This is a genomic window from Arthrobacter sp. YD4 (genome assembly GCF_030410515.1).
Taxonomy (GTDB): Bacteria; Actinomycetota; Actinomycetes; order Actinomycetales; family Micrococcaceae; genus Arthrobacter.
Window position 1 is genome coordinate 343,504 of sequence record NZ_JAUHHD010000003.1, and the last position, 16,381, is coordinate 359,884.

Below are 16,381 nucleotides of genomic sequence, written 5' to 3' on the forward strand. Positions count from 1 at the left end.
CCCATGGCCGCCTCCCTGATTCTGGTCAACGGGCTGCCGGGGTCCGGTAAGACCACCCTCAGCCGCCAGCTCGGCGGCATGCTGCAACTCCCCGTCATCTCCAAGGACGTACTCAAGGAGGCGCTCGCGGACACCACCGGCGGCTGCGTTTCCGGCGGCCGGCTGGGGCAGATCGCGTCCGACACCATGTGGCAACTGGCGGCCGCGGTGCCCGGCACCGCCGTCGTCGAATCCTGGTGGTACCGGCCCCGCGACCTGGAGCACGCGAGGCGAGGGGCCGCCCTGTCCGGCGCCCCCGCCATTACGGAGATTTGGTGCGACGTCCGCGCGGAGACCGCCCGGGCGCGCTATGAACGGCGGGTGCGCCACCCCTTCCACGCCATGGACCCGGCGACCGTCGACGCGACCTGGGCGGAGTGGTCGGAGCACGGCGCCCCGCTGGAGCTGGGGGCGACCCTCCGGGTGGACACGGAAACCGTCGTGGATCTGGCCGGCCTTGCGGACCTGATCCGGGCCGCCGTGGAGCGGCCCGGACCGGTCGGTGCGGGCTAACCCGCGGGTGCCACGACGACGGCGGGCGAACCCTGGTTCACCGGGTTGGCGGACGACGACGGCGCCACCACCCCGAAGTCGTAGCCCTCGGCGCGCAGGGCGTCGATGGTGGACGACAGGTAGGTCCACTGCGACGCCGGGCAGTTCAGGACGTCTTCGGCATCGTGGAGCAGGATGATCGCTCCCGGGGCGGCCTCTGCCATGACGTAGTTCTGTACGCCCGTGGCGCCGGGGCACTCGAAGTCGCCGGGATTACCGACGTCCCAGTGCCAGAGGACCCCGCCGCTCATGCCGAGCGTCTTGAGGTAGCCGGCCGCATAGGTGGTGCTGTTGCCGAACGGGAAGCGCAGCAGTTTCGGGGTGGATCCGGTAACGGCCGAGATGGCGGCGTTGGTGCTGTCGATCTGGTCCTTCTGCTGGGCGTTGCTCAGCTCCGGGAAATTGGGGTGGTTCCAGGAGTGATTGCCGATCACGTGCCCCTCGGCCTTGATCCGTCGGACCAGGTCCGGGTACTGCTGGGCGTTCACGCCCTGCAGGAAGAAGGTCGCCTTCACGCCCTTCTGCTTCAGGACGTCGAGGACGAAGGCCGTTCGCTGCGGTGAGGGCCCGTCGTCGAAGGTCAGGCCGATCAAGGGCTTGTCCTCCGCCCGGGCGACCGCCGCGGGGCCGCCCAGGAGTGCCGCCACCACCAGACCCGCGGTGACCAGTGCCTTGATGAGAATGCTCTTTCTTGTGGTGTTTCGGGTGGTTTGCATGGTGCATCGATCCCTTCCCAAGGTTGTCTAAACCCTTGTTAACCGAGCACCCTACGGCCGCCTCCGTGGGCTGTAAACACGTAATTTCCAAGCAGCGCCGGGAAAAAACAGGTACCGCGCCGGCCGTCCTCACCAGCCTCCGCGGGTAGGCGTGTGCCCCTGCCGCGCATCGTCGGGCATGGTCATCTCGGCCCGCAGCCCCAGCAGCCGGATAGGCCGCCCGGGGTCGATTTCCCCGGCGATGGCCAGGGTGCGGGCCAGGATGTCCGCGCCGTCCGAGGTCTGCGGAATCTTGCGGGCCAGGGTTTTGGTGGTGAACGGCGCGTAGCGGACCTTCAGGGTGAGTCCGACGACGGGCCGGCCCTCGGCGGCGACGTCGCCCAGGACCTGGGCCACCAGCTCCCGCAGGGCGGCCTCGACCTGGCCGGGGCTGGTGAGGTCCTGCTGGAAGGTGGTCTCCCGGCTGTGCCCCCGCGCAACCCAGGGGGTGCTGTCCACGGTGGCGGAACCGTCGCCGCGGCCAAGCTCCGCATACCAGGGGCCCATCTTTGGCCCGAACTCCGGGACCAGGGCGGCCGGGTCCGCCGCGGCCAGTTCGGACACGGTGGTGATGCCCAGCGCGGCCAGCCGGGCGGAGACCTTGGCGCCGATGCCCCACAGCTCCCGGGTGGGCCTGGTGCCCATGACCTCCAGCCAGTTCTCCGCGGTGAGCCGGAAGATGCCCGCCGGTTTGCCGAAGCCGGTGGCCACCTTGGCCCGGACCAGCGTGTCGCCGATGCCCACGCTGCAGTGCAGGCCGGTCTCCTCCAGCACCGCGGCCTGGATGGCCCGGGCGTAGGCCTCCGGGTCCGCCGTCGTGATGCCGACGAATGCTTCGTCCCAGCCGAGAACCTGCACGGTGGCGCCGGGCTGGTTTCGCAGCACCGCCATCACCGTCTCCGAGGCGGCCAGATAGGCGTCCCGGTCGACGGGGAGGATGACGGCGTCGGGCACCTTGCGGGCGGCGACCCGCAGCGGCATCCCGGAGCCGACGCCGTAGGCCCGGGCCTCGTAGGACGCCGTGGAGACCACCGCACGCTCGGCGGGATCGCCGCGGCCGCCGACGATCACCGGCCTGCCGGCAAGCTCGGGCCGCCGCAGGACTTCGACGGCGGCGATGAACTGGTCCAGGTCCACGTGCAGCACCCAGGGGTTTCCGGTCACGCGACCAGTCTGCCGCAAGGCGACGAATAAACACTTGAATCTTCAACTAAAGACTTCTACACTGAATGCATGACATCCACAGCTGACCGCGCACCCGTCCTCTTCCTCAGCCACGGCGCCCCGCCGCTCGCGGATGACGCCACCTGGACCCGGGAACTCAGCGACTGGTCCGGCACCTTCGCGAAGCCCAAGGATGTGCTGATGATTTCCGCTCATTGGGAGAACGCTCCGGTCACGCTCAGCGCCACCACCCGCAACCCGGGCCTGGTCTACGACTTCGGCGGGTTCGCCCAGAAGTACTACGAGGTCACCTACGACGCGCCGCAGGCCCCGGAGCTGGCCGCCGAGGTGGCCAGGCTGGTGGCGGACCACGGCCACCACGTGGAGCGGGACGAGAGCCGCGGCCTGGACCACGGCGCGTATGTGCCGCTGAAGGAGATGTTCCCCGAGGCTGACGTCCCGGTGGTGCAGATGTCCATGCCCACACTGGACCCGGAAGGCCTGTTCACCCTGGGCCGGTCCCTGGCCCCGCTGCGCGACCGTGGCACCCTGATTGTCGGATCCGGGTTCACCACCCACAACCTGCGCTGGTTCAACCCCGCGGGCGGCCCCGACAGCACGCCACCCTCGGTCTCGCGCGAGTTCGACCACTGGGCCGAGGAAGCCATGGCCCGCGGCGACGTCGACTCCATCCTGGACTTCCTGCACAAGGCCCCGGCGGCCCGCGAGGCGCACCCGCGCAGCGAGCACTGGGCGCCGCTGTACGTGGCGCTCGGTGCCGCCTACGAATCCGGTGACCTCAACGCGAAGACGGCGATCGACGGCTTCTGGTTCGGACTGTCGAAGCGGTCCTGGACCCTGACCTAGGCCGGGTCCGGCTGCAGTTCGGCCCCTGCCTGCGTGGCGGGGGACTGGGTTGCTGGGGTGGTGCGCCGGTCGAGGAAGTCCTCAACCACGGCGGCGAACTCGTCCGGGCGCTCGATCTGGGGCATGTGGCCGGTGTTGGCGAAGACGTGCGACTCCGCCCCCGGGAGGGCCGCGAGCGCTGCCTCGAGGTGGTTGAAGGGCAGGATGTGGTCGTGGTCTCCCCAGACCACCAGCGCCGGAACATCCCTGTGCGCCAGGGCGGCGAGCAGCTCGCTCCGCCACTCCGCGCGGACGCCTGTGATGGTCCCGAGGTCGCGGGCGACATCCAGCAGCGTCTTCCGGTGCGAGGCGCGCCGGGACAGGGCCAGGGCGTGCGCCACCCGGTCCCGCGTCACCAGCGACTTGTCGTAGAACAGCGACTGCACCGTCCGCAGCGAGGCCGCTTCCGCCGGGCGCATCAGCAGCGCGGCCACGGGCCGCACCGCCAGCAGCCGCAGCACCAGGGTGACCTCCTTGCCGAAGCCGGCGCTGTTGGCCAGCACCAGGGCGGCGACCCGCTCCGGGTGGTCCGCCGCCAGCTTCATGGCGACGGCGCCCCCGAGTGAATTGCCCATGACCGGCAGCGGCTCCCGCACCCCGACGGCGTCGAGGAAGCCAGGGAGGATGCCGGCGAGCCGGGCGAGCGTCGCCGTTCCGGGCAGCCGCTCCGAATAGGCGAAGCCCGGCAGGTCAACGCTGTACACGGTGTGCCGCCCGGCCAGCAGCTCATGCTGTTCGGTCCAGTCCTCCAGGCTCTGCCCGATCCCGTGCAGCAGCAGCACCGGGCTGCCGCTGCCGGTCTTGCGGTAGCGCAGCCGCGTGCCGCCCACCTGGACGTAGCCGGTGCCCGGCAGCTCCAGCGGGTCCTTCGGGGCCGGGGCCGCCGGCGCCCCTGCGCGGACGCGCTGGCCGCGGCGCCCGAAGCGGACCCGGTCGGTCAGCCCGCCGGCGCGCAGCAGGGCGAAGTCGCGGAAATAATTCTGGTGCAGCCGCCACGGCGAGCCGGCCCCCTGGCGCGGCAACAGGTCCGAACCGCGGAAGATGTACCCGGCCTTCAGGTCGATCAGCGACGTCAGCTCACCCTGCGAAACCTCGGCCGGTGCGGCCGGAGCCACCCACTGCCGGTCCCGCCGATCCATGTGCTTCAGGAGCCGGACCACGTAGCCGGCCACGAGGTCAGCCTTCAGGGTCCAGGAGGCGTTGGTGTAGCCGATGGTCAGCGCAAAGTTGGGGACGCCGTCGAGCATCATGCCCTTGTAGGTCAGCGTCCGGCCCACGTCCACCGGCTCCCCGTCGACGGTGAGCGACATTCCGCCGATCACCAGCAGGTTCAGCCCGGTGGCCGTGACAATCACATCGGCCGGCAGGAAGCCGCCCGAGGCCAGTTCGATGCCTTCGGGGGTGATCCGCGCGATCCGGTCCGTGACGATGTCCGCGGTACCGGCGCTGATAGCGCGGTACAGGTCGCCGTTGGGGATGGCGCAGACCCGCTGGTCCCACGGCTGGTAGGTGGGCGCCAGGTGCGTGTCCACCGCGAACCCGGACGGCAGCTTGGCCACCGCCGACTTCCGCAGGATGGCCTTCATGGTCTCCGGGCGCCGCCGGCTCAGCTGGTAGGTGAACATCGAGAACAGGATGTTCTTCACGCGCACGACGTCGTAGGCCAGCTGGGCGGGCAGCTTGCCGCGCAGCCGGTCGGCCAGGTGGTCGCGGGCGGGGACCGGGGCAATGTAGGTGGGGGAGCGCTGCAGCATGGTGACCCGCGCGGCCGTCCTGGCCATCGAGGGCACCAGGGTCACGGCCGTGGCACCGCTGCCCACCACCACCACCTGCTTGCCGGTGTAGTCCAGGCCCGCGGGCCAGTGCTGCGGGTGCACGATGGTGCCGGCGAAGTCTTCCGCGCCCTCGATGGTCGGGCTGAAGCCCTCGTCGTAGCGGTAGTAGCCGGAGCAGACCGAAAGGAACGAACACGTCAGTGTCTGCCGCTCCCCGTCCTGAGCCTCGTCGGGCCGGTATTCGCCGTCGCCGGTCCGGACCACGGTGACCTTCCACTGCGCGGTCTCACTGGACCAGTCGGCCGAGACCACCCGGGTGTTGAGCCGGATGGCGGGCTCGAGCCCCTCGTCGGCCACCGTGGACCGGATGTAGTCGCGGATGGAATCGCCGTCCGCGATCGCCTTGGCGCCCTCCCAAGGCCGGAACGAATACCCGAGGGTGTACATGTCGCTGTCAGAGCGGATGCCCGGGTACCGGAAGAGGTCCCAGGTGCCCCCGACCGCCCCGCGGGACTCCAGCACCGCAAAACTCTTCCCCGGCAGCTCGCGCTTCAACCGGCTGGCAAATCCGATGCCGCTCAGGCCCGCTCCGACAATCAACACATCCACGTGTTCGCTCATACGGCCAAGTTATCGACTCGGTGTCGAAAGAGTCAACAGTCTGTTGAGAAGAGGCGCTACGATGGGCGCATGGCTGAACGAGGCAGGCGAAGCGCCCGGATTTCGGGCGACGAACGCCAGGACGCAATCCTCATCACCGCCGAGGCGCTGCTCGCCGAGCGGTCCTTCGACGACGTCACGATCGAGGACCTGGCCCGCGGTGCCGGCATCTCCCGGCCCACCTTCTACTTCTACTTCCCCTCCAAGGACGCGGTGCTGCTGGCGCTCCTGGACCGGGTCATCACCGAAGTGGAGCACCGGGTGGGGGCCCTGCCGCGGGACTTCGGCCGGGACGCGGTGGCCGCCTGGACCCGCTCGATCGGCGTCTTCGTCGACGTGTTCACCGACCACCGCGGCGTTGCCACCGCCGCCATCGCCGCCCGCGCCCGGAACGAGGAGGTCCGCGCGCTCTGGTCCCGGTCCATGCAGTCCTGGGTGGACTTCTCCAGCGACGTCATCGCGGCCGAACAGGACCGCGGCGCGGCGCCGGGCGGAGCCGATCCCCACGACCTGGCCGTCAGCCTCAACCTGATGAACGAGCGGGTCATCACCGCCGTACTCAACCGGGAAACCCCGGCGCTGGAGGAGTCCCGCGCCCTGGATGTCCTGTCCACCATCTGGATCCGCAGTATCTACGGCACCACCAACCCCGGCGCGTAGCCGGACGGAAAGGAAGTACCCGCATGGCCCCGATCCACAACCTGACGGTCCTAGGCACCGGCGTGCTCGGCTCGCAGATCGCCTACCAGGCCGCCTTCCACGGGTTCGCCGTCACCGCCTACGACGTCGACGACGACGCCCTCGGCGCGGCACGGGTACGCTTCGACCGGCTCGCCGCGATATACCGCAGCCAGGTGCCCGGCGCCGCCGACGGCAAGGCTGAAGAGGCCCTCACCCGGCTGCGGCTCACGTCGGACCTGGGCGACGCCGCGGCCGACGCGGACCTGGTGATCGAGGCCGTGCCCGAGGTGCTGGAGCTCAAGCGCGAGGTATACCGCTCCCTCGCGGCCCTGGCCCCGGAGCGGACCATCTTCGCCACGAACTCCTCCACCCTGCTGCCGAGCGACCTCAAGGAGTCCACCGGCCGGCCGGACCGCTTCCTGGCCCTGCACTATGCCAACAACATCTGGGCGCAGAACATCGCCGAGGTCATGGGCACCGCCGAGACCAGCCCCGAGTCGTTCGACGCCGTCGTCGCCTTTGCGCGGGAGAGCGGCCTGGAGCCGGTGGAAATCCGGAAGGAGAAGGCCGGCTACGTGCTGAACTCGCTGCTGGTGCCGCTGCTAAACGCCGCCGCGGGCCTGCTGCTGCAGGGCGTCGCGGATCCGCAGACCATCGACAAGACGTGGCGGATCGCCACCGGCGCCCCCATCGGGCCCTTCCAGATATTCGACGTCGTCGGCCTCACGACGGCGTACAACATCTCCTCGAACGCGCCCGACGCCGGGTCGCAGGCCTTCGCGCGCTACCTGAAGGAGAACTACATCGACCACGGCAAGCTGGGCGTGGCAACGGGCGAGGGCTTCTACCGGTACTGAGCTGTAGCCGGCGGTGCCCGGTTGCGGACGCGGCTAGGCCTGCATCTGCTGCCGGGCCTGCTCGTCGTCCCGCAGGACGTCCTGCACCGTGCGGGAGAGCAGGCAGAATTCGTTGCCCTCCGGGTCGGCAAGGACCACCCAGCTGACGTCCGGGCCCTGGCCGACGTCGGCACGGGTGGCGCCCAGGTCAAGGAGGCGCTGCAGTTCCGCGGCGGTGGAGACGCCGTCGGCGCGCAGGTCCAGGTGCAGCCGGTTCTTGCCGGCCTTGGCTTCCGGGACGGCGATGATGTCCATGCACGGCCCGGAGCGGTCCCGCGCCGCGATGCTCACCAGTTCGTCGCCGTCACCGTCCTCGGGCACCACCTCCCAATCCAGCACGGCGCACCAGAAGGCGGCCAGGAGTCCGGGGTTGGCGGCGTCGAGCGCTATTCCTGCGATGCGGCTGGGCATGGGATCACCCTAGGCGCCGGGTTCGCGGATCACCAGCACCGGGCAGTGGGCGTGGTGGACCGTCTGCGAGGACACGGAGCCCAGCAGCATTCCCGTGAATCCGCCGTGCCCGCGGGACCCGACGGCCACGAGGTCGGCGTCCCGGGAGGCATCGATGAGGGCCGACGCCGGGTTGCCCTGCACCGCCCGGCCGGTCAACGCCCCGCCCCGGTTCCTGGCCCGGGCCAGTTCCGATTCCAGGATGGTCTCGGCGTCGCGCTGGAACACCTCGTAATCCCAGGCCTGGCCTAGCGCGTCGCTGACGTAGGGATAGTGCCAGGCGGCGATCGCCAGCACCTCTCCCGAACGCAGGCCGGCCTCCTCGACGGCCCAGTCCAGCGCCGCCTGCGACTGCGGCGAGCCGTCCACCCCCACCACGATCCTGAACTTCCCGTCTCCTGCCATGGTTCCTCCGCTCCTCGTTGGAAAGGTCCGATGGATGGGCCCGTTGGATAGACCGCCGAATGCGGGGTTCCTGTGCCGCGGGCTCCGGTGCCGCTCCCATGCTGGCAGAACACGGCGCGTGAGGGGAGGGGCACCCGGCCCCGCGAACCGCACCGGGGTCTGGCGGAGGCGGCCCGGGGGTCACTAGGCTCTTGCGTATCCGGCACCACCCACAACCACACAGCCAAGGGGACCGCCATGAGACTGAGCCAACTTCCACTGCGCCTGACCACCGGAGCCTTCATCCTCAACTCGGGTTGGGGTAAACGGAACCTCGACGCCGAGAGCGCCGCCGGAGTCCAGGCCATGGCAGCGCGGGCGCTTCCCCCCGTCGCCAGCATGGACCCGGTGACCTTCGGGAAGATGCTGAGCTACGCCGAGATGTCCCTCGGCGCGGCGCTGCTGGCCCCGTTCATCCCGAGCCGGCTGGTGGGCCTGGGCCTGGCCGCCTTCTCCGGTTCCCTCGTCACCATGTACCTGAAGACCCCGGGGATGACCGAGGCGGACGGGATCCGCCCCACCCAGCAGGGCACCGGTCTGGCCAAGGACATCTGGATGCTGGGGATCGCGGCGTCGCTGATTCTCGACCGGAAGCGGGTCCGTGCCGCCAAGCGGTGATTTCCGTTCCCGTCAAAAATAATTCCGGAAACTTACCCCAAGGTATCTGCTGGTGTATTTCCGGAGTGTAGCTTGGTAAACATGTTAACCGGATTCAAGAATTTCATTCTCAAAGGCAACGTCGTGGACCTTGCCGTCGCCGTCGTGATTGGCGCAGCTTTTGGCGCCGTGGTCACTGCCCTCGTCCAGAGCGTCCTGATGCCGTTTATCGCGGCGCTCGTTGGTTCGCCGAATTTCGATAGCTTTGCCGTCGTCACCCTCAACGGCAACGACATCAAATTCGGCGTCCTCCTCACCGCCATCGTCAATTTCCTCCTGGTGGCGGCCGCGATCTACTTCATCATCGTCGTCCCCATGAACAAGATGATCGAACGCCGCAACCGGCGACTCGGCATTCACCCCGACGTCAAGGACGAGGCGGCCGAAGATCCGCAAATCGCCCTGCTCACCGAAATCCGCGACGCGCTGCAGGCCGACCGCAGGCCCTGACTCCGCGCGCAGTACCCGAGATTTTTCCACCCCACCGATGAAAGGAAATGACCATGGCAGTTTCCATCGAATTGGGCAAGGCCCTCGACAAGGCATATGAGAATGCCACGCTGGATGAGGTTTTGGCGGCACCGCCGTCGGCCCTCGCCGGCCTGACGGAAAAGCACGACGAACTGCTGGCCGGCATGGGTATCAAGACCCTCAAGGACCTGGGCAGCAACAAATACTTCGCCACGGCGGGCGTCCTGGTGGCACTCTCCGGCAAGGTTGGCTGACCCTCCTCCGAGAGGTACCTCGAATCCTCACAGCGCGGCCCGGCGGTCTCATCCGCCGGGCCGCCCTGCGTTCGGGGCCCACGTGCGGAAAAGTTTGGTGCGGGTGCATCCGGGCGGCTCCCTCGGCCGGTAGTAAGGGTGTCAGCGCATCACCCGCCCGCACGGGCCTCAATGAGGAGCTCCACATGTACAAGAAATCACTCTCCGCAGCCGTCGGTGCCATGGCACTGCTCGGCAGCCTCGCGTTCGCCGCCCCCGCCCAGGCGGGCGGCTACTGCCCGGACCCCGGCACGGCGAAACTCTCGGTCCTCCACGGCGTCCCGGGCCTGACCGTGGACGTCTGGGTGGACGGCAAGCTCACCCTGGACAATTTCACCCCCGGCACGCTGGCCGGTCCGCTGGACGTCAGCGCCGGCGACCACAAGATCGCCATCACGGGAGCGGACGCCACCAGCGCCGACAACCCCGTCATCGGTCCGGTCAAGGTCGACCTCAAGGCCGGCCGCGACTACACCGCCGTGGCACACCTGAACGCCGACGGCGAACCCACCGCCACGCTGTTCCGGAACGACACGAAGCCCGCGCCGGAGGGCAAGGGCAAACTGACGGTCCGGCACGTGGCCGCCGCACCCGCCGTCGACGTCCTCGCCGGGGGAACCGCAGTGATCGAGGGCCTGGAGAACCCCGACCAGAAGAAGCTCACCCTCGACGCCGGAACAGTTGAAGCGTCCGTGGCCGCCGCCGGCAGCACCGAGGCGCTGATCGGACCGGCACCCGTGACAGTCACCGCCGGAGAGAACACCATCGTCTACGCCTGGGGCAGCCTCGCGGACAACAACCTGGCCCTGGCGGTCCAGGTGGTCAAGTCCCAGAACCACGACGACTAGGACCGGCCAGACAGGCGCCGGGCGGGCCGCATGTAGCGGCCCGCCCGGACCTTAAGACCGTTGCCGCGCCTCCGCCGAGTCGGAATAATGACGTTCCACGGTCTCACTGTCGCTCGAAGGGGCACACGGTGGAGACTGCCGTTCGCGAATGGGACGCCGGCATCGACCATGCCTTCGCGCAGGGGGAGGAGTGGGCCCTCGCCGAGGCCTACCGCCTGCTGGCACCCCTGATCCACACGCTCGCGCTCCGGGCACTGTGCGAACACGGGGCCGCCGATGACGTCACCCAGGAGGTTTTCATCCGCGCGTGGAAGTCCAGGACCAGCTACCGCCCCGAGGCCGCCCGGTTACCGGCGTGGCTGATCGGGATCACGCGGAACAAGATCTCCGACGCGCTCTCGGCCCGGGCCCACCGCCGCGACCTCGAACAGTCTGCCCGGCAGCTGGTGTCGGTGCCGGGCGAAGTCGCCGGCAGGCCCACTCCCGAGGCGCTAGCGGACCGGCTCACTCTAGAGGATGAGCTGGACCGCCTGGGAGACCCGCAAGCCCGGATCATGCGGCTGGCCTTCTACGAGGACCTGACCCACGACCAGATCTCGTCCCGGCTGAATCTCCCGCTCGGCACGGTCAAGAGCCACATACGCCGCAGCCTGGCGCGGCTTCGTTCCCGGCTGGAGGTGGAACATGGCGCATTGTGACGAGGACCTCCTGGCCCTGTTGGCTCTCGGCGAGCGGGACGCCACCGCGGAGGAAACCCTCCACCTGGACAGCTGCGGGGTATGCCGGGACCTCCTGGACGGGTTCCGGCGGACCGTCGCCGCGGCGAGGGTGGACCCCGCCGGGGCGGAGCTGGCCGCGCCGGGCGGACACAACTGGGCCGCGATCCACGGGACGCTGGGCCTGGCGCCGGCACTCGCCGCCGACCCGCTGGCCGCCGACGCGCCGGCGCCCGCTCCGTTGGCGATCGACCCGTTGGCCGCACCGGCTCTGGCAGCTCCGGCGCCGTTGCGGCCGTCAGCCAGCCGGCGGCGGCCCGAGGCGCCGGCCCCGGAGGATCCGCCCCGGACTGGTACGGCGGGCCAGCTGCCCCGCCGGGCCCCCTGGCTCCTCAGCGCGGCGGCCGGAATCCTGCTCGGCGCGGCCGGCGCCTGGACGGCCTGGAGCGTCCTCGGCCAGTCCACCCCGCCGGCCGCCGGTCCCGCTCCCAGCACCGCTCCGGCCCCGGGCGCCGGCCCCACCGCGGCCGTGATCGGTGAGGCCGTCCTGACGCCGCTGGGCGGACACTCCGCGCTCGGCAGTGCCCTGGTAGAGCAACTGCCCGACGGTACGCGGCAGGTTGTGATCACCCTCCCGGAGCAGCAGCTCGCGGGCTACCGCGAGGTGTGGCTGGGCTCCGCGGACCTGTCCAGGATGGTCAGCTTGGGCGTCCTCGGGCAGGGGAGCCAGGCCTTCGTGGTGCCCGGCGGGTTGGACCTGACGGCGTATCCGGTGCTGGATGTCTCCGACGAACCCTACGACGGCGATCCGGCCCACTCCGCGGACAGCCTGGCCCGGGGGAAGCTGTCCCTCCGGGGCTGACCGCCGGCTTCCGGTGGGTCCGGCAGCCGGCCCCGAGGCGGTGTCTGCCCGGGGGTGGGCCGGTCCTACGCGTCGTCGGCGGCGTACCGGAGGCCGATCCGCTCCCGCACCGTGTCCAGGGCCGCCATGATGCCCACGGTTTCCTCCGGGGGGAGGATCTCGTTTCCGGTGGCGCCGGCGGCGATCAGGCGCTCCATCTCCCACGCCTGGTACTGCATGCCGCGCCCCGTGACCGGTTCCTCGAAGCGCTCCACCAGCGTGCCGGCGTCGTCGTAGCGGCTAAAGCCGGTGGGGGTGTACCAGACCGGGTCGATCTCGATCCGGCCGCCGGTGCCCAGGACCGCGGCGCGGTTGGGGCCCGCGGTGTCCAGGGCGCAGTGCAGGACGGCCTGCTGACCCCGGGCGTAGTCAAAGATCATGGCGGTCTGCCGGTCCACCCCGGTGGCTGTCATGCTGGCCGAGGCATGGATCCGCTCCGGCACACCCAGCACGTCGAAGGCAAAGGACACCGGGTAGATCCCCAGGTCCAGCAGGGCGCCGCCGCCGAGGGCGGGGTCGTTGAGCCGGTGGGCCGGGTCCTTGGGCAGGTTCTGGGTGTGGTCCGCCAGCAGGGTCCGGACCTCTCCGAGCGCGCCGGAGCCGATCAGCTCCCGGATCCGGACCATGTGTGGCAGGTAGCGGGTCCACATCGCCTCCAGCGCCACCAGCCCCTTCGATGCCGCCGCCTCGGTGACGTGCCGGGCCTGCCGGGCGGTCATGGCGAACGGCTTCTCCACCAGCACGTGCTTGCCGGCATCGAGGGCCAGCATCGCATGTTCATAGTGGAACGGGTGCGGCGAGGAAACGTAGACGACGTCGACCTCGGGGTCGGTGGCCAGCGCCTCGTAGCTGGAGTGCGCCGTGGCCAGGCCGAAGCGGTGCGCGAACTCGCGGGCCGTGTCCGCAGCGCGGGAGCCGACCGCCTGGACGCTGAAGCCGTGTTCGACCAGGTCCGAGGTCTGCAGGCCGGCGATGAGGCCGGTCCCGAGGATGCCCCAGCGGACGGGCCGGGCGCTGCCGGCGGAGCCGGAGCGCTGCGGAGGGGTGGTGGCGTCTGGCATCGGGGCTCCCTTGCGTGCGGCCGCGGGGTGCGGCTGACCTGGGAACGACGCTACCGCACCGCCGGGGTAGCGGTGCGGTCCGCGCGGGCTCTCAGTCCGGTCCAGGCCAGCACGATCGCTACCAGCACCATCGCCAGGAAGCCCAGGCCGGAGTAGCCCGCCGCGGTCAGCACGGGTCCGGCCAGCGCGCCGCCCAGGGCGCCGGCGGCGTTCATGCTCAGGTCCGAGATCCCCTGCAGGGCGGGCCGGTCTTGGCCTGCCACGGACTCGGCCACCATCGCGGAGCCGGCCACCACGGAGGCGGACCAGCCCAGGCCCAGCAGGATCAGGCTGACCGTGACGCCGGCCTGCGAGTCGGAGTAGAGGCCGGCGATCAGCAGCGAGGCCAGCAGCGTCGCCTGTCCCGCCAGGACCACGGGCAGGCGGCCGACGCGGTCCGCGAACCAGCCAAAGACGGGGGAGAGCGCATACATGCCGGCGATGTGCAGGCTGATGGTGAAGCCCACAATGGTCAGGCTGGCGCCGTGCTCGCGCAGGTGGATGGGCGTCATGGACATCAGCGCCACCATAGTGGCATGGCTGAGGGCGACGACGGCGACGGCGTACCGCGCCCGGTTGTTCCGCCGCAGAATCTGCCGGCCGGTCTGCGGCGGCTCCGGAGCCTCGGTGCGGGCGCCGGCGCGGAGGGACTGCAGCAGCGGGTCGGGCCGGAGCCCGGTGAGGTAGACCGCCGCGGCGGCCAGCTGGCCGGCGACGGAGAAGGCGAAGGCTCCGGTCATGGGCGGCAAGCCGAGGGCGGCACCCACGGCCTCGCCGGGGCCGAAGAGGTTGGGACCGAGGACTGCGCCGACGGTGGTGGACCAGACGACGACGGACAGGTCGCGGGCGCGGGTGCCCGTGGTGGCGAGGTCGGTGGCCGCGAACCGGGCCTGAAGGTTGACGGCCGAGCCCGAGCCCAGCAGCATCAGGCCCAGCAACAGCAACGGGAAGATGCCGAGCGCCGCGGAGCTGATAGCCGTTGCGGCGCCCAGGCAGGCGATCAGGGCGCCGGTAGAGAGGGACACCCGGCGGCCGCGCGCCAGGGCCAGGCGCGAGAGCGGAATGGCGGCCACAGCGGCACCGAGGGTGCTCATAGTCGCCGCGGTGCCGGCCCAGGCCGGGGACCCGGACAGCTGGGCCGCGAGCAGCGATCCCAGGGACAGGGTGGCGCCCATGCCGACTCCGCCGAGGACCTGGCCGCCCACCAGCACGGAGAGCACCTTGCGCTGCGACGCCTGCCGCGGAGGGTGCTCCCGTGCCGGCCGGGGGGTCACTTGCAGGTGCAGCGCTGTTCAGCGGGAACGTTGGCCATCACGGAGTCAACGTGCTCGCCGCAGCCGGCCCAGGTGATCTTTCCGCAGGTGTTGCATCGAACGGGACTGCACATGGTGTTCTCCTCAAAAGTTGTGGTGCCGGGACTCCGAATGGATACCCGCCCTCCAATAATACCCCTTGGGGTATTATTCATAAGGTTACCCGGCGCTTGCGGAGCCCGGTTTCCCGGCGGTGGGTCCCTAGAGGGATTCGACGAGCCCGGCGGTTCCGGCGATCGCCCCCGGGACAAGAGAATAGTAGGCCCAGGTGCCCCGCTTCTCACGGTGCAGGAGGCCTGCGTCGACCAGGATTTTCAGGTGGTGGGAAACGGTGGGCTGGCTCAGGCCGAGGGGTTCTGTCAGGTCGCAGACACAGGCTTCGCCCCCGCCGGAGGCCTTGACGATCGAGAGCAGCCGCAGCCGGTTCGGATCGGCGAGCGCCTTGAAGACGGACGCCCTGCGCCGGGCCTCCTCCGGCGCCAGGGCCGGGGTCGCAGAGGGTGTGCAGCAGCTCCCGGTGGAGGCCTGATCAAGAATGTCCAGCGACGTCATGCCCTCATTATGCCCACAGATTGACATTCGTCGATATAGCCGCCGATACTTCATATCGACAAGTTTCGATCTCTATCGCGAATCCCTTTACCCGCCAGGAGCCCCGTGAGCACCCAGACTGACCCGTCGCCCACCCGTGAAGGTGAGGCCGCCGTCGTCGGCAGGCTTTCCACCCTGGACAGGTTCCTGCCGGTATGGATCATCGTCGCGATGGTTCTGGGCCTGGTGCTGGGAAGCGCCATCCCTGGCCTGAACGCCGCGCTCGACGCCGTGAAGATCGGCGAAGTCTCGCTGCCGATCGCCGTCGGCCTGCTGGTGATGATGTACCCGGTGCTGGCGAAGGTCCGCTACGACCGGGCGCACCGCGTCATCGGCGACCGGAAGCTCATGGTCACGTCCCTGGCGCTCAACTGGATCCTGGCGCCGGCGTTCATGTTCGCCCTGGCCTGGATCTTCATTCCGGACCTTCCCGAATACCGCACCGGGCTGATCATTGTGGGTCTGGCCCGCTGCATCGCCATGGTGATGATCTGGAACGACCTCGCCTGCGGCGACCGGGAGGCGGCGGCCGTGCTGGTGGCCATCAACTCCGTTTTCCAGGTCATCGCCTTCGGCACCCTGGGCTGGTTCTACCTCCAGCTCCTGCCGTCCTGGCTGGGGCTGCCGACCACCAGCGCCGGCTTCTCCTTCTGGGCCATCACCGGCTCGGTGCTGGTGTTCCTCGGAATCCCGCTGCTGGCCGGATTCCTCACCCGCACCATCGGCGAAAAAGCCAAGGGCCGCGACTGGTACGAGGGGGCGTTCCTGCCGAAGCTGGGCCCCTGGGCGTTGTACGGCCTGCTCTTCACCATCACCCTGCTGTTCGCCCTTCAGGGCGGCACCATTACCTCCCGGCCGCTGGACGTTCTCCGGATTGCCCTGCCGCTCCTGGTCTACTTCCTGGTGGTCTTCGGCGCCGGGATGGCCATCGGCAAGGGCCTCGGTCTCGGTTACGGCAAGACCACCACGCTCGCGTTCACGGCCGCCGGCAACAACTTCGAACTCGCCATCGCCGTGGCAATCGGGACCTTCGGCGTCACCTCCGGGCAAGCGCTCGCCGGCGTCGTCGGGCCGCTGATCGAAGTTCCCGTCCTGGTGGCACTTGTCTACGCCGCCCTCTGGGCCCGCCGGCGTTACTTCACCCCCCGCACCCTTCCCGCCTAACCCCG

Annotated in this window: 19 protein-coding genes; 11 read left to right on the forward strand and 8 right to left on the reverse strand. The window is 69.9% G+C overall.

Annotated elements, in window-relative coordinates:
• Positions 1–3: 3 nt before the first annotated feature.
• Entirely contained in the window at positions 4–552 is a 549-nt protein-coding gene (locus QWJ39_RS10065) for an AAA family ATPase (protein WP_290257656.1), read from the forward strand.
• Here QWJ39_RS10065 and QWJ39_RS10070 read toward each other — a convergent pair.
• Entirely contained in the window at positions 549–1,307 is a 759-nt protein-coding gene (locus tag QWJ39_RS10070; protein ID WP_290257657.1) for a polysaccharide deacetylase family protein, read from the reverse strand. The genes QWJ39_RS10065 and QWJ39_RS10070 overlap by 4 nt on opposite strands.
• Before the next feature lie 129 nt (positions 1,308–1,436).
• On the reverse strand, positions 1,437–2,492 hold the full coding sequence (locus QWJ39_RS10075) for a DNA polymerase IV (RefSeq protein ID WP_290257887.1): 1,056 nt from the start codon (positions 2,490–2,492) through the stop codon (positions 1,437–1,439).
• 87 nt (positions 2,493–2,579) lie between these two features.
• Here QWJ39_RS10075 and QWJ39_RS10080 point away from each other — a divergent pair, with 87 nt between their 5' ends.
• On the forward strand, positions 2,580–3,377 hold the full coding sequence (locus tag QWJ39_RS10080) for a class III extradiol ring-cleavage dioxygenase (RefSeq protein WP_290257658.1): 798 nt from the start codon (positions 2,580–2,582) through the stop codon (positions 3,375–3,377).
• Here QWJ39_RS10080 and QWJ39_RS10085 read toward each other — a convergent pair.
• Positions 3,374–5,812, reverse strand: a complete 2,439-nt coding sequence (locus QWJ39_RS10085; RefSeq protein WP_290257659.1) for an alpha/beta fold hydrolase — start codon at positions 5,810–5,812, stop codon at positions 3,374–3,376. The two genes, QWJ39_RS10080 and QWJ39_RS10085, sit on opposite strands and share 4 nt — an antisense overlap.
• Before the next feature lie 69 nt (positions 5,813–5,881).
• Between QWJ39_RS10085 and QWJ39_RS10090 the strand changes: the two genes are divergently transcribed.
• Positions 5,882–6,511 carry a TetR/AcrR family transcriptional regulator gene (locus QWJ39_RS10090; RefSeq protein WP_290257660.1) on the forward strand — a complete coding sequence of 210 codons (630 nt, stop codon included), beginning with the start codon at positions 5,882–5,884 and terminating at the stop codon, positions 6,509–6,511.
• A 23-nt stretch (positions 6,512–6,534) separates the two neighbouring features.
• Positions 6,535–7,389, forward strand: coding sequence for a 3-hydroxyacyl-CoA dehydrogenase (locus QWJ39_RS10095; protein WP_290257661.1), 855 nt, complete (start codon positions 6,535–6,537; stop codon positions 7,387–7,389).
• Between the two features lie 33 nt (positions 7,390–7,422).
• Here the strand turns inward: QWJ39_RS10095 and QWJ39_RS10100 are convergent, their stop codons facing one another.
• Both QWJ39_RS10100 and QWJ39_RS10105 read right to left on the reverse strand, forming a co-directional pair.
• Positions 7,423–7,839 carry a VOC family protein gene (locus tag QWJ39_RS10100; protein ID WP_290257662.1) on the reverse strand — a complete coding sequence of 139 codons (417 nt, stop codon included), beginning with the start codon at positions 7,837–7,839 and terminating at the stop codon, positions 7,423–7,425.
• A gap of 9 nt (positions 7,840–7,848) precedes the next feature.
• Positions 7,849–8,283, reverse strand: coding sequence for a universal stress protein (locus tag QWJ39_RS10105; RefSeq protein ID WP_290257663.1), 435 nt, complete (start codon positions 8,281–8,283; stop codon positions 7,849–7,851).
• A 237-nt stretch (positions 8,284–8,520) separates the two neighbouring features.
• Between QWJ39_RS10105 and QWJ39_RS10110 the strand changes: the two genes are divergently transcribed.
• From QWJ39_RS10110 to QWJ39_RS10135, 6 genes are all read left to right on the forward strand, one after another.
• On the forward strand, positions 8,521–8,940 hold the full coding sequence (locus QWJ39_RS10110; protein WP_290257664.1) for a hypothetical protein: 420 nt from the start codon (positions 8,521–8,523) through the stop codon (positions 8,938–8,940).
• 81 nt (positions 8,941–9,021) lie between these two features.
• Positions 9,022–9,429, forward strand: coding sequence for a large conductance mechanosensitive channel protein MscL (gene mscL, locus QWJ39_RS10115; RefSeq protein WP_290257665.1), 408 nt, complete (start codon positions 9,022–9,024; stop codon positions 9,427–9,429).
• A 53-nt stretch (positions 9,430–9,482) separates the two neighbouring features.
• The gene (locus QWJ39_RS10120) at positions 9,483–9,704 is read left to right on the forward strand and encodes a hypothetical protein (protein ID WP_290257666.1); all 222 of its coding nucleotides are present in this window, start codon (positions 9,483–9,485) and stop codon (positions 9,702–9,704) included.
• A gap of 185 nt (positions 9,705–9,889) precedes the next feature.
• Positions 9,890–10,591 carry a DUF4397 domain-containing protein gene (locus tag QWJ39_RS10125; protein WP_290257667.1) on the forward strand — a complete coding sequence of 234 codons (702 nt, stop codon included), beginning with the start codon at positions 9,890–9,892 and terminating at the stop codon, positions 10,589–10,591.
• Between the two features lie 128 nt (positions 10,592–10,719).
• On the forward strand, positions 10,720–11,289 hold the full coding sequence (locus QWJ39_RS10130; RefSeq protein WP_290257668.1) for a sigma-70 family RNA polymerase sigma factor: 570 nt from the start codon (positions 10,720–10,722) through the stop codon (positions 11,287–11,289).
• Complete coding sequence (locus tag QWJ39_RS10135; protein ID WP_290257669.1) at positions 11,276–12,169, forward strand: anti-sigma factor; 894 nt, start codon at positions 11,276–11,278, stop codon at positions 12,167–12,169. Before QWJ39_RS10130 ends, QWJ39_RS10135 begins: the two co-directional genes overlap by 14 nt.
• Before the next feature lie 65 nt (positions 12,170–12,234).
• Here the strand turns inward: QWJ39_RS10135 and QWJ39_RS10140 are convergent, their stop codons facing one another.
• The 3 genes from QWJ39_RS10140 to QWJ39_RS10150 form a co-directional block, all read right to left on the reverse strand.
• Positions 12,235–13,269, reverse strand: coding sequence for a Gfo/Idh/MocA family oxidoreductase (locus tag QWJ39_RS10140; RefSeq protein ID WP_290257670.1), 1,035 nt, complete (start codon positions 13,267–13,269; stop codon positions 12,235–12,237).
• Positions 13,270–13,319: 50 nt separating this feature from the next.
• Positions 13,320–14,582 (reverse strand): MFS transporter, encoded by a 1,263-nt coding sequence (locus QWJ39_RS10145; protein ID WP_290257671.1) that lies wholly within the window; start codon positions 14,580–14,582, stop codon positions 13,320–13,322.
• A gap of 240 nt (positions 14,583–14,822) precedes the next feature.
• The gene (locus tag QWJ39_RS10150) at positions 14,823–15,173 is read right to left on the reverse strand and encodes a metalloregulator ArsR/SmtB family transcription factor (RefSeq protein ID WP_290257672.1); all 351 of its coding nucleotides are present in this window, start codon (positions 15,171–15,173) and stop codon (positions 14,823–14,825) included.
• A 105-nt stretch (positions 15,174–15,278) separates the two neighbouring features.
• Between QWJ39_RS10150 and arsB the strand changes: the two genes are divergently transcribed.
• Positions 15,279–16,376 (forward strand): ACR3 family arsenite efflux transporter, encoded by a 1,098-nt coding sequence (gene arsB, locus QWJ39_RS10155; protein ID WP_290257673.1) that lies wholly within the window; start codon positions 15,279–15,281, stop codon positions 16,374–16,376.
• Positions 16,377–16,381: the final 5 nt, after the last annotated feature.

What these genes read in the sequence shown, in the direction of transcription:
- QWJ39_RS10090 (WP_290257660.1), top strand. Translation starts at nt 5,882, where the DNA reads ATGGCTGAACGAGGCAGGCGAAGCGCCCGGATTTCGGGCGACGAACGC.
- QWJ39_RS10070 (WP_290257657.1), bottom strand. Translation starts at nt 1,307, where the DNA reads ATGCAAACCACCCGAAACACCACAAGAAAGAGCATTCTCATCAAGGCA.
- QWJ39_RS10120 (WP_290257666.1), top strand. Translation starts at nt 9,483, where the DNA reads ATGGCAGTTTCCATCGAATTGGGCAAGGCCCTCGACAAGGCATATGAG.
- QWJ39_RS10065 (WP_290257656.1), top strand. Translation starts at nt 4, where the DNA reads ATGGCCGCCTCCCTGATTCTGGTCAACGGGCTGCCGGGGTCCGGTAAG.
- QWJ39_RS10080 (WP_290257658.1), top strand. Translation starts at nt 2,580, where the DNA reads ATGACATCCACAGCTGACCGCGCACCCGTCCTCTTCCTCAGCCACGGC.
- QWJ39_RS10150 (WP_290257672.1), bottom strand. Translation starts at nt 15,173, where the DNA reads ATGACGTCGCTGGACATTCTTGATCAGGCCTCCACCGGGAGCTGCTGC.
- QWJ39_RS10140 (WP_290257670.1), bottom strand. Translation starts at nt 13,269, where the DNA reads ATGCCAGACGCCACCACCCCTCCGCAGCGCTCCGGCTCCGCCGGCAGC.
- mscL (WP_290257665.1), top strand. Translation starts at nt 9,022, where the DNA reads ATGTTAACCGGATTCAAGAATTTCATTCTCAAAGGCAACGTCGTGGAC.
- QWJ39_RS10110 (WP_290257664.1), top strand. Translation starts at nt 8,521, where the DNA reads ATGAGACTGAGCCAACTTCCACTGCGCCTGACCACCGGAGCCTTCATC.
- QWJ39_RS10125 (WP_290257667.1), top strand. Translation starts at nt 9,890, where the DNA reads ATGTACAAGAAATCACTCTCCGCAGCCGTCGGTGCCATGGCACTGCTC.
- QWJ39_RS10100 (WP_290257662.1), bottom strand. Translation starts at nt 7,839, where the DNA reads ATGCCCAGCCGCATCGCAGGAATAGCGCTCGACGCCGCCAACCCCGGA.
- QWJ39_RS10105 (WP_290257663.1), bottom strand. Translation starts at nt 8,283, where the DNA reads ATGGCAGGAGACGGGAAGTTCAGGATCGTGGTGGGGGTGGACGGCTCG.
- QWJ39_RS10095 (WP_290257661.1), top strand. Translation starts at nt 6,535, where the DNA reads ATGGCCCCGATCCACAACCTGACGGTCCTAGGCACCGGCGTGCTCGGC.
- QWJ39_RS10135 (WP_290257669.1), top strand. Translation starts at nt 11,276, where the DNA reads ATGGCGCATTGTGACGAGGACCTCCTGGCCCTGTTGGCTCTCGGCGAG.
- QWJ39_RS10085 (WP_290257659.1), bottom strand. Translation starts at nt 5,812, where the DNA reads ATGAGCGAACACGTGGATGTGTTGATTGTCGGAGCGGGCCTGAGCGGC.